Here is a 12748-nt window from a genome sequence, read left to right as displayed (position 1 = left end):
CCGGATTTGAATCTCTTAGTGTTTGACATAATTTGAGAGTTATGATATAATTATGCTATGAGAGATACTGAGCTGATTGTAAGAACAAAGCTCGATACTCCCCAAGTAAAGGGTAAGATACTGCACAGGGATCGGCTGCTCAACATCCTCAGGCAAAACCTCGATAAGAAATTGATCCTCATTTGCGCGGATGCAGGCTATGGAAAAACCACGCTCCTGGCACAGTTCTGCCAGGAAATACACGATCGCTGCGTATTCTACGATCTGGATAGCCAGGACAGTGATGTCTCAACATTTTTCAACACCCTGATTGCTGGAGTCAGGAGACATGCACCCCGTTTCGGACAAAGAGTAAAGGCCGTTCTTTCTGAGAAGCGGGGTAATGACACGGTTGCCGGCACTTTTATCAACGAATTCGTGGAGAACGTACGAGACGAGTTTTTCTTCGTTTTCGATGATTATCACCGTTTGCGTAAGGACCGCAAGATTGCCAACATCATCAATTATATCCTGCGACACCTGCCGGCGAATCTACATTTCGTGATCTCCTCGAGGACAACACCGCCGATATATCTCTCGTATTATCTTGCAAAGCAAGAACTACTGCATCTCGACAAAGAGCACTTACAGTTCGATATCAAAGAGACCCGGACGCTGTTGCATGATTTGTATGAACTTGAAATGAACGATGACGATATAATGCGGATCGCCGAACTCTCGGAAGGATGGGTCACGGTCATCCAGCTCATTCTGCAGAAGATAAGTGCTACACCGGAAGTTCAAGTGAAGGAAACACTCAATACATTCGTCGCCTCGGGAGAGGATGTGTTTGATTACTTTGCTCAGGAGGTTTTTCAGAATCAAACCAAGACGGTCCGTGATTTTCTGATTCGGACGTCAATTCTGGAATACTTGAATCATGATATTTGCGACAGCATCCTCGGCATCCAGGGATCTGAGCAGATAATCAGTCGGTTGGAGACCGAACACATATTCGTGCTTCGTACCGGTGATAATGTACTCTATCATCCTTTGTTTCAAGAATTTCTGCTCAAGCGGTTGGGTGATAGTCGGAAAGGATCCGAGGTCAAGAAACTCCATATCGCGGCAAGTGACTATTTTCTGAGACAGCAGGATTATTCATCGGCGGTGCATCATCTTGTGAGTTCACGGCAGTACGCACGGGCTGCTAAGATCCTCCAAAAACACCATGATTGCTGGTCTTCATTAGGCGAAAGCACAAACTTCGTGCAGCTCACTGAAAAACTTCCAGAATCTTGTATCGAGAAGTATCCATATCTACGGCTTAAGAAAGCCGGCATGTATTTTGAATTGATGAAGGTTGAAAAGGGTTTGAAGGATGTTGACAAAGCGATGAAACGTTTGAGGAGAAGCAACGACCGTAGAGGGATAGCAAAGGCCTACAGCATGAAAGCCCTTGCTAGTCATTGTCTGATGCATACGGCAAAGTCTCTGTACTACGCCAAGAAAGCTTACAGTCTGGCAGGCAAAAGACGATCCCGCGAGAAGGCCATGATCCTTATGCAACTTGGCACTGCGTACCGGGTATTGGGTATGTTTCCTAAAGCCCAAAACGTGTTCAGGCAGGCGCTCGAGATGGCGCGTATTTTGAAGGATGATTCACTTGAAGTGCTTGCCCTTCAGGGTTTGGGTATGTTGTTTTACAACATGTCTGAGTTTAAGGAGGCAGAGAGGATATTCATGAAAATCGTGACAAGATTTCATGATCAGATATATCCTCTTGAATTGGCTTTCACTCATCGTAATATTGCGTCCATCGCCATTGACAACGGTAATGTCGCACGAGCGCTGCATTACATCGAACGCTCCGCAAGTATCGCTCAGCATTATACTGAACGGTACTTGAATAGTTATTTAATGCTATTGAAGGGAAGGGTTAGCGTTCTGCAAGGCGATTATGAGAAGGCAGTTGACCATTTCAGGGAAGTCATCGACTATAACCGGGAGAGCGATGTTAAGATCAGTGACCTTTACGCGGCACTGGATTTGGTCGACGCTCATCTGAAGATGAATGATATCCGGAGCGCGCGCAAGCAGCTGGATTTTGCTGAATCGGTTCTTGCACAAAGCCAGGAAATTCCGCAGCACGTTATTGCTTTTAATATCGCGAAGGGGAGGGTCGAGATCGCGCAGGGAGAATTCGTCAAGGCTCAGGCGTCGCTCGAGAGCGCACTGCGAATGAGTAAGAAAGTCTATGACCCAGTTCAGGTGATGGCGATCTACTACGCGCTGAGCGAGCAGTCCCTGGCACGCAAGAATCTATCGCAGGCTCTTGAATATTTCGAGAAATGTCTCGTTATCGCCCAGCAGTACGGATTCGAGACCTACCTGGTATTGCAGGGGCGTGCAGATATGAGGCTCTTCGAGCTGGCATTTGAAAAGGAATTTATGACCGATTTTCTTCTGAATCTAATACAACTCATTGATACTGACAAAGCTCGAGATATCGTGAGCCGTTTCGATGTAAAAAGAGGGAGTTATGATTTCGAATGCCGCTACTTCGGACCTTTTGAGATGAGGGATGCTGGTGGGAGCGTGATCACACCTCGCTGGAGAACGAATCGTACGAAAACCATTTTTGTTGTACTGAGCATAAATCATCCCAAAGGATGCACGAAAGAGATGCTCGCTGATATATGCTGGCCGCGAAAGAAAGTCGACCAGGCGGTGCGAAGCCTGCAAGTAGAGATATCTTCCCTCAGGAAATTGCTGGATAGGTTGCTCGGAGCAAGACCCAGGTCGATCAGTTCGATAATGTACCGAGACAGTCATTATACGCTAGCTCCTCGTTTTGTCATCAAGCGAGATGTTACTCTTTTCGAGAAATTGGTGCATGAGGCGATGGCGATGGAAGCAATTGACCGACAAAAAAGCATGCAGTCATACGCTCATGCCGTCGAAATTTACCGTGGAGATTTCTGTGAAGGTCTTGCCGAGGAATGGTGCTCAAGCATGAGATCCTACTACCGAGAGATGATCTTGAATGTTCTGAAGAAATTAGCACGTTTGAGCTACGATGAACAGGACCATGAAAAGGCATTGCTGCTATACCGACGCGCCCAGGGTATTGACCGCTATGACGAAACACTACATATCGGCGTAATGCGCTGCCTTGCCGCCCTGAAAGACAGTGAAGGCGTCCAGCGGCAATACCAGATATTAACGAAGACTTTGAGGGACCTGGATATAACACTACCATCCCAAGAAGCAACCAAGATATATCAGGAGAGTTTGAAATAACGTGAGGCTTTCATTCTGGCTCCAGGTGAGTATTATTATCTTAAATACGGCGAATCATGAAAAGAACTAGTCTGATCATCCAGACAAAACTGGAACCACCCCGGGTGAAGGGCACAATCCTGCGCCGAGAACGCCTTTTGAACCTGCTCCGTGACAATCTTGAAAAGAAACTCATTCTTCTATGTGCCGATGCTGGTTACGGGAAGACGACATTGCTTGCTCAGTTTTGCGAGGAGCTGTCGATACCGTTTGTTTATTATGACCTTGACGATTCAGACAGCAACATGGCGACATTTTTTAGCTATCTAGTTGCCGGAGTGAAGAAACATGATATGCATTTCGGGAAGGTCATTGAAGAACTGATCCCGCAGACGGGTAACGTTGATATCTTGGTCGGGACATTCATCAACCAGTTCGTTAAAAGCATAAAGAAAGAATTTTATATTATACTCGATGATTTTCACTATTTTCAGAATAACCGCAAGATATGCAGCGCGATTGATTATTTTCTACGTCACATGCCGAAGAATCTACATTTCATCATCTCGTCGCGTGCAGTGCCAAATATCAACCTTGCGTATCTTATGGCTAAACAAGAATTGTTTAAGATTGAGAAAGAGAACTTGCGGTTCAGTTTTGACGAAATACAATCACTACTTAATGCGGTCCACGGGTTAAGAATCGCGCCTGACGACGTAAAACGAATTGCTGAATTCTCGGAGGGCTGGGTGACTGTTCTTCAACTCATATTGCAGAGGATACGCGCGGCCGGGGAGGATACAGCCCAGGACACCCTCAATAGCTACGCTGCATCGGACGAGAATATTTTCAACTATTTTGCGCGTGAAGTCTTCGAGCAGACTCCCAGGGCTATCAAGGAATTTCTGCTCAAGACAGCAGTGCTTGACTATCTTAATCCCAGAGTCTGTGATCATCTGTTGAACATACGGAGTTCGAAGAAGATCGTAGGATTTCTCGATGCAGAAAATATGTTCATCTCAAAAGTGGGAGATAACTATCAATACCATCCCATTTTCCATGAATTTCTGCGCAAAATGCTCAGCCAATATTTCACCAGCAAAGTAGTAAAACAACTACACTACAAGGCGGGCATGCATCTTTTTGCCCAAAAGGACTACGGTGCAGCGGTGAAGCATCTGGTGGGTGCCGAGCGCTATGCAAAGGCGGCGCAGATTCTTGAGAAAAATTATCAACACTGGATGAGGCGAGCCGACTATTCGAGTTTTATTCAGCTCGTGGATATCTTCCCTGCGGCCATTCTCGACAAGTATCCATATCTGCTGTTGCGTAAAGCAGATGCGCTTGATAATCTGGATAAGAAGACGCAGGCCCTTAGGTTGACCGAATCGGCCATGAAAACTTTCAGACAGAAAAAGGACAATCGTGGTACAGCCGAAGGTCTGATATTGAAGGCGCTCATTTACTACAGTCAGGGTAGGCGCCGCAGAGGGATATACTACGCAAACAAAGCTTACGCTTTGGTGGATCACAAAGACTCTCCGCTGAAGGCAAATGTCCTGATGGAATTGGGCAGCATGTACCGGGACGCGTGCCAGTTCGAGAAAGCGCACGAATGTTTTGACAAGGCCTTGAGAATTCTCCGTAAGTTTGAAGACCGGGAACTCGAAGAATCGCTGCTGACACGAATTGCCTTGCTCCAATACACAATGTCGAATTTCAAAGAAGCCGACAAACTGTTCATGGAAGTACTCTCGAGGTTCGGCGATTTGCTCTCCGGTTTGAATTTGATATACAAATACAGCACGGTTGTTGCCATAAAGTGTGACCTGGGTGATTACCCGGCGGCGTGGGATTACCTGGTCCGCGCCGAGGATTTGCTGCAAAAATACAATGACCCATGGATAACGAAATACCTTGTATATATGAGAGGGAAGTTGCACTGGGCAGATGCCAATTTCAGGAAGGCGATCGAATTGCTGAACGAAGCGGTGGATAAGTACCGGACCTTCTCGAGAATCCTTGATCCTTATATCATCGGGGATATCGTCGATTCGCATTTGAGGTTGGGTGAAGTCAGCCAGGCGCGCACTGCTTTTTCGAAAATGGATGAAGTCATTGATATCATTAATGAAGCTCCTAATTTGCTCGTCGGCTATCTGACGGTGCGTGGGTCGCTGGAATCCGCAGAAGGGAATTACAGCGAAGCGGTGATGTTTTTGAAAGATGCCTTGAAGAGAGCACGCACAGTTGAGGAGAATTACCTGTTCATGACGGCGTATTTTGAACTGAGCAAGTGCTACTACAAGCAAGGCGCTCACGAGCAGGCCTTGTCTTCCTTTAAGAAATGCCTCGAGATTGCACGCAGCAAGGGCTACAATGCCTATTTGTTGATTGAGGCACGCCACAGCATTGATCTTTTCAAACTGGCCCTGGAGAATGACTGCATGACCGATTTCGTCGTGCGCATGCTGGAACAAACCGATAGCGAGCAGGCGAAAGATTTGGTTAACTGGCTGCATATTAAGAACGGGTTGTACGATCTTGAGTGCCGTCTCTTCGGCAAGTTGGACATAAGGGACACTAACGGTCGTGAAGTTATGCCTTCCTGGCGGACAAAAATCACCAGAGAGCTTTTCGTGCTCTTTGTTGCTGGGCACCGGAAGAAATACACGAAAGACCAGATGATCGATACTTTCTGGCCGCACAAAAACTTGCGTGGCGCTGCCCACAGCCTGCATGTGGAAGTCTCCGCCATGCGGAATACTCTGAAAGAAATGCTACGGACTGAGATCGATAAGCAAAAGCTGGTGCTTTTCGAGAATCAGCAGTATTTTTTGAACCCCAAGATATATATTAGCACCGATGTGCAGGAATTTGAGCGATTGGTCAGTCAAGCCGCCGCCGCCCTGAATCAGAACCGCCAGAAGGCCAGGCAATTGTACAACAAGGCACTGGATCTCTATCGTGGTGATTTTGTTGAAGATATTGCCACACAATGGTGCGAAGAGATCAGAGCATACTACAGAAAAATGGCGCTGGATATTTTGAGAAATCTCGGACAGATATGCTACGAGGACAAGGCATATGCTGAGAGTCAAAAATTCCTGGGACGGGCTCTGGAGTTGGATAACTTGGATGAGTCGATTCACGTCGCGATCATGCGGTGCCTCCAGGCGATTGGCGACAGAGACGGGATACAGAGGCAATACAAGAAGCTGGTGAAGACACTGGACGACCTTGGGGTATCGGTACCTTCACGCGAGGCAACCGAGATCTATCAAAGCAGTCTGCGCTGATTTTCTAACCAGCCCCGATAATAATAACTCAAACGTTCGTTCACTAATGCCTGAGCGGTTGTAAGAGCTGCAGGCAGACGATTGTTCACGCTGATCCCACGACAACAGACCATGTGTATCAAATTTGAGAGATTGTGTGAGTATTTTGTGAGTTAGCCCAATACTATTATGCGCGGAGGTGAAACATGAAGAAAATGATTGGCATGATGCTGGTTGGTATTCTGCTATTTGGTGCTGAATACGGCAGAATAACCGGCCGGGTCGTTGATGCCGAAACTGGAGCACCCCTGATCGGGTCCGATGTAATGGTCGAAGGCACTGATCTGGGTGCCGCTACAGACGAGAACGGAGATTTCGTTGTTCTCTATGTTCCTGCTGGTACGTATCGAGTCACCTCGTCCTATATCAGCTTTGATCCCCTTTCTTTTGCCAACGTCGTGGTCAATGCCGAATTGACAACAGTACTCAATTTCCGCCTGCCTCCGACGGTCATAGAGGTAAAAGGTGTAACTGCCGTTGCGGAGCGCGAAGCGATCGTGCGTGACGCGGTGCATACAAGACGCGCAGTTACTTCAACGGAAATGGAACGGTTACCCATAACAACGATAAACCAGGTAATCGCCCTGCAGGCTGGAGTTGTGACAAGCAAGAGAGGGACACATGTACGTGGTGGCCGGGATGGTGAGATATCATATTTCGTTGATGGTATCGTGACCAAGGTGCCGAATAACAATTTACAATCTTCGGTCATCAATCCCTCGGCCGTGGAAGAAGTATCCGTGGTGAGTGGCGGCTTCGATGCTGAATACGGTGATGCACTTTCCGGTGTCGTGAACATCGTTACACGTGAAGGTGGTTCGAAGATAGCAGGGAGCGTAAGCTATCTTTCGGATGAGATGTTCTCGGGATGGCAGGATCAGATCAATTACGGGTTCAGCCAATATGAGTTCTCGCTGGGTGGACCGGTCCCTGTTGCTCCGAGAGTGCGCTATTTCATGTCGGGTGAGTTGATGATGACCGACGCTCAGCATCTGGAAGGGTTGTTCAAAATATCCTCTCCGAGGATCGATTACCGCGGTCAGGCAAGGCTCTCATACCACCTGCCCAGCGCAAAAGGTAAGTTGACATTCACCGGATTCATGGAACGGCGTCAGTGGGTGATCTGGTCGACCGCAACTGGTACGGGTCAGTACGATCTGAAGTATTTCGACCAGAAACCGATAAACCGGATCAAGACATGGATGCTTTCGTCGACGTTCAATTACATGCTTACTCCTAAGACACTCACGTCGCTGAAGGTCGGCATGACGCATTATAACCGTTTCTATGGAAACCGTGATTACGTTTGGGAAGAAGAAAACAACCGGCAGTGGTATGAAGATTATCGCTGCCACGCTGAGCAGTTGTTTCCACTGTTATCCGAGGTTTCAAGCGACGGCTACAAGGTTATAAACGGCGACACGATATTCGTTCGGGATGTCTTGATCGATAGTCTGATGCCGTATCACGTTGAATACACCAATCGCGATGTCGAGGCGCTCAGACACAATCCCTATGGAGTTGAGGGGTTATTCTATACCTTTGGTGACTTTAGGAGCTGGAGCTTGTGGAACAACGATGATATCCAGGCTCGATTGGATGTCAGTCACGCCGTGGGGAAGGTCCATGAGTTCAAGACTGGTTTTGACGTAACGCGCTATGAGATGCAGTTCTTCCAGAATACTTTACCCTGGGTCGCAAATCCGTTCTGGGATTACTATGACCGCAGTCCCTGGAAGGTTGCAGCATACATCCAGGACAAAATGGATTTCGAAGGAATGGTGGCGCGCATCGGATTGCGCTTCGATTATTTCGATGCCAAAACATCAACCTTCCAGAATCCTGAAGACTATCTGAATGATGAGCTTGTTACTTCGGAACCATTGTTTCAGATCTCACCGCGGCTCGGATTTTCATTACCGGTAACCGACCGGATGAAACTGCGTTTCAATTACGGGCAGTACTTCCAGTTGCCGGCGTTAGCTAATATGTACACGTCAACCGACACGCAGGTGGTCAGGGTCTTGATAAGCCGGGGCAACGCGATTCTTGGCAACGTGCTTATCGAACCCGAAAGGACTATTCTGTACGAACTCGGTATCGAGAATCAATTCACCGAAGACATACTGTTCGGGTTCACTGCATACTTCAAGGATATTTACGATCTGAATCAGGTTCGCGAAGTGGTGGCAATTCCTTACTCCTACTATCAATACCAGAACGTGGACTACGGCAATGTAAAGGGTTTCGAGATCAATCTGCAAAAACGCATGACCAACATGTGGGCACTTGGCGTGAGTTACACGCTGCAGTTCGCCAAGGGCACGGCCGCGAGTAATTTCGAGTGGTACCAAGACCACTACTTCTACAATATTCCCGTACCAGTGATCGACTACTGGCTCGATTTTGACGAACGCAATATCCTAAATGCCAACATCGATTTTGAATTGCCCGGTGATTTCTTCTTGATACCGCTGCAGGATTTCAACAACTCATTCGTTTTCTCGTATCATTCCGGCACACCATACACGCCACGCGACCTGCGGGGGACTCGTCTAGGTGATGAAAACTCGGCGCGCGTACCAGGCTACATCAATGTTGACTGGAATTTCAGCCGTCGGCTAAAGGTTGGACCCATGAATTTCGTGGTTAGAGGTATGTTGCTCAATCTCTTCAACAGTGAGCAGATAGTCGAGGTCCACGAAACAACCGGAGATCCGACAAATCACGGTGATCCAGAACCATCGCTTGATCAGTTCGGCTACACATCGATCGCGAGTACTCGTTATTCACCGCAATCCGACTACGATCATGATGGTCTGATAAACCCTCGTGAAGCGAAACAAGCATACATCGACTGTCAAAACGACTACTGGTTTGACGCGCGTAATTATCTCCCTGGGTTCCGTGCCCGCTTTGGTGTGGGACTCATGTTCTGATTGGATGAATGAGATCAAGATTCAACTGCGCCATACTCATCTTTGAGTATAGTTGAAGCCTGCGATCCACAGACCGACACCTGGGAGAGCAAAGCCCCCATGGCGCATGCGCCATGGGGGCTTATAGAATAGGACTGGCAGACAGACGTGATTGGAAAGATTACTATGAGCGTTAGGAGTCAACGAGTTGCAGGGGGTACTCAGTATTTCAATTCACTTAGTTATTTCTAAACATATTTTTTGAGTTATAATATATCATGAGAAGGATTTCTTTGAAGACAATTGAGAGAAAGAGATGGTTGCTCGATAAGAATATCAAGATATTTCGAGTCGACGAAGCCAGGGAGTTCGTTGATCGGTTGGGTTTGGTATCTGCTCTCTCCAATGGTCAATTACCCAGTCTGCAGAGGGCAATATATACCGATGATCTGCAGAACCAGTTTGAGGTGGATCAAAGGTTATGGGATTTCGTTCATGTATTGATCGACAGGAAATGGGCCTTCTACGGCCGCGTACTGGGTGGGCATAACATATTGATATCAATGAAATTGTTACCGAGCTTTATTCGGGCATATCCGGTCCCCGATTACAGAAACATGTGCGAACAGGGAATGCTGAGCAGCATGGCCGGATCATTAATGGATCTGCTCATAAAGCATGGTCCGTTAATGACCCATGAGATCAGAGAGAAACTTGGCATCGTTTCCCCAGCTGCGAAGAAGAAGTCTACCCGGGTGCTTGTTGAATTGCAGCGCAAGCAGTTGATATGTTGCGCGGGGAAGATCGCATACAACAGATACCGGTGGCGTTCTGCGCTGTGGTCGGCTACCGAGCAATGGTTGCCTGAAGAGACAAAGGCACGTGCTCGCGCGTTGAGCGGCGACGAGGCTACACGGAAGCTGATCGAGAAATACATCTACGCGATGACCAGGACGACTGCAAAAAAGATCGCGCGATTCTTCAGCATGCCCTTGATCGAAGTGAACAGATTAATATCTTCGATGATTGACAAGGAGTTGGTTTCATCCTATAATCATAAGGGTGAAACGTATCTCTTCAAAGGCAATCTCTAAAAAATCCCGGCATAATCAAACAGATCTGCTGGTGAGCAGTGCAAAAGACGCGCGGCATTTGTTGTTTAAGAGACAAATGCGTGCACTGAGCAGTGAGATACTCGGGTTCACCAAGGAGTTGATCAGGATCCCCACCGAGAATCCACCGGGCGCACGCTACTCGGACTGTATTGATCTAATATCGAATCGTCTGAAACGATTCGGCATGAGTTCGCAGATCGTCAAGGTACCTGGCCTCGATGACCGCGCCTACCCGCGTTATAGTCTTCTTTCGTCGTACGGAAAGGGTAAGAGGAAATTGTATTTTCACGCTCACTACGACGTTGTTCCGGGAACCGATGCAAGACAATTCAAGCCCTATGTCCAGGCCGGTAGACTTCACGGTCGGGGCGCCGCAGATATGAAAGCCGGACTTGCCGCGATGGTCTATGCGGTACGCGCGCTGCAGCTTCTCGGTGCTGGACTGGACGGTCAGATCTGTCTGGTAATCGTTCCGGATGAAGAGACCGGCGGCAAGGCGGGCGCAGGGTATCTTTTTGAGAAGGGTTATATAAACAAAAAACATTGTGTCGGCATGCTCATGCCTGAACCGACGAGCGGCACGATCTGGAATGCTTGTCGCGGTGCGCTCAGTGTGTTGGTTAAGATCGAGGGCAAGCCCGTGCATGTGGTTCTGCAAAAAGATGGAGTCAACGCATTCGAACAGATGGTCAGTTTGTCAAATGCTTTGCTCGAACACAAAAACACCGTCGAAAAGAGAAAAACGAGTTATAGCATTTTACCGGGGGAATCTGAGAATTCAATACTGATGCTGGGAGGGATCTGCCATTGTGGCACTAATTTCAATGTTGTTCCCGGTTCATGCACTTTCTCGCTCGAGAGGAGGATCAACCCCGAGGAGAATTTTGTTGAGGAAAAGAGGAATTTACTTGCCATCTTCAATAGGTTCCGGAAAGCCGGTATGAATATTGACCTGGAGATTCTGCAGGAAGGCAAATCTGCCGGAATTTCTCGAGACAATGATCTGGTGAATGCACTGGCGCTCAGTGTCATCGAAGTCGCCGGTCAAAAGCCGGCATTCAATATGTGCCCTGGATTGCTGGAGATACGCTACTATCTTCAGAATGGTATTCCAGCTTATGCGTATGGTCCGGGGTTGCTTGCGATGGCCCATCATCCAGACGAGTTCGTCGAGGTTGCACGTGTGATTGATTGCGCGTCGATTTACGCGCTGACCGCGTTCATTTTGTTATCAAGGGGGAAGACATCATGATCACGGTAAAGCAGATGGGCCAGTCCGACATAGCATTCGCCAAATCACTGACCGACATAGAAGGATGGGGTCATCTTGAGGAGGATTTTGAACGATTTTTATTCCTCGATCCTGCGGGATGCTATGTTGCACGGCAGGATGGTAGACGGGCAGGAATTGTTACCAGTGTCAGTTATGGTAACCAATCTTTCCTGGGTAACTTGATCGTGCAAAAAGAAATGCGGGGCAGGGGTATCGGTGTGAAGCTGATGGAAGATGTTATTGATCATCTCGACCGCAAAGGAGCTAAGACGATTGAGCTCGATGGCGTATTCAAAGCGGTACAGACCTACCGGATCCTTGGCTTCAAGGACAAGTATCTCTCGATGAGGTTTGTCCGCCCGGCAGCAAAAGACCGGACTCATATGGAGGAGCGAAAAGCAGGTTGTACGGAAGATATTGAAGGAATACTACGCTTCGACCTTGAAAAAACCGGGATCGACCGCAGCATGTTTCTGGAGCATTTGATCAAAAGACATCCGCACACCACGTATACTGTACACCGGGAGGGTATTGCAGCCTATGCCGTGATTCGCGAACGGGCTAATGAGATGCTGCATATCGGTCCGATGGTTGCGGAAAACGAGAGTGCCGCCGGAGATTTGATCGCTAAAATATGCACGAAGCACATCAACAAGGATCTGACCGTCGGCATACCGTGCATCAATACCGCGGCGCTCAAGATGGTCGTGCAGCATGGATTCTTACACCGTCCGCCGTCCTTGCGGATGTACCGCGGTTCAAGAGTGGAATATGAACGGAATGTTTACGCAATTGTCTCTGCGGACGCCGGTTAGTAACATTTGTTGTAGCAAGCTGGATATC

General features: G+C 48.0%; 6 protein-coding genes. All 6 read left to right on the top strand.

From position 1 onward, the window contains the following. Positions 1–57 precede the first annotated feature (57 nt). The 6 genes from OEV79_06145 to OEV79_06120 all read left to right on the top strand — a co-directional run bounded on the left by OEV79_06145 (position 58) and on the right by OEV79_06120 (position 12720). Positions 58–3282 (top strand): tetratricopeptide repeat protein, encoded by a 3225-nt coding sequence (locus tag OEV79_06145; GenBank protein ID MDH4211011.1) that lies wholly within the window; start codon positions 58–60, stop codon positions 3280–3282. Between the two features lie 56 nt (positions 3283–3338). Further along, positions 3339–6560: a tetratricopeptide repeat protein gene (locus OEV79_06140; GenBank protein ID MDH4211010.1), complete on the top strand. Its 3222-nt coding sequence runs from the start codon at positions 3339–3341 to the stop codon at positions 6558–6560. 185 nt (positions 6561–6745) lie between these two features. Next, on the top strand, positions 6746–9538 hold the full coding sequence (locus OEV79_06135) for a TonB-dependent receptor (GenBank protein MDH4211009.1): 2793 nt from the start codon (positions 6746–6748) through the stop codon (positions 9536–9538). A 272-nt stretch (positions 9539–9810) separates the two neighbouring features. Further along, on the top strand, positions 9811–10611 hold the full coding sequence (locus OEV79_06130) for a winged helix DNA-binding domain-containing protein (protein MDH4211008.1): 801 nt from the start codon (positions 9811–9813) through the stop codon (positions 10609–10611). Further along, positions 10580–11884, top strand: a complete 1305-nt coding sequence (locus tag OEV79_06125) for an ArgE/DapE family deacylase (protein ID MDH4211007.1) — start codon at positions 10580–10582, stop codon at positions 11882–11884. The genes OEV79_06130 and OEV79_06125 overlap by 32 nt, the downstream gene beginning before the upstream one ends. Then, positions 11881–12720 carry a GNAT family N-acetyltransferase gene (locus OEV79_06120; GenBank protein MDH4211006.1) on the top strand — a complete coding sequence of 280 codons (840 nt, stop codon included), beginning with the start codon at positions 11881–11883 and terminating at the stop codon, positions 12718–12720. The genes OEV79_06125 and OEV79_06120 overlap by 4 nt, the downstream gene beginning before the upstream one ends. The last annotated feature ends 28 nt before the right edge of the window (positions 12721–12748 follow it).

The sequence above is a fragment of the candidate division WOR-3 bacterium genome (assembly GCA_029858255.1).
Classification (GTDB): Bacteria; Hydrothermota; Tepidihabitantia; order SM23-42; family SM23-42; genus SM23-42.
Note: the sequence above shows the minus strand (reverse complement) of the source record. Positions and strands in the feature narration are given on the sequence as shown.

What these genes read in the sequence shown, in the direction of transcription:
- OEV79_06120 (MDH4211006.1), top strand. Translation starts at nt 11,881, where the DNA reads ATGATCACGGTAAAGCAGATGGGCCAGTCCGACATAGCATTCGCCAAA.
- OEV79_06135 (MDH4211009.1), top strand. Translation starts at nt 6,746, where the DNA reads ATGAAGAAAATGATTGGCATGATGCTGGTTGGTATTCTGCTATTTGGT.
- OEV79_06140 (MDH4211010.1), top strand. Translation starts at nt 3,339, where the DNA reads ATGAAAAGAACTAGTCTGATCATCCAGACAAAACTGGAACCACCCCGG.
- OEV79_06145 (MDH4211011.1), top strand. Translation starts at nt 58, where the DNA reads ATGAGAGATACTGAGCTGATTGTAAGAACAAAGCTCGATACTCCCCAA.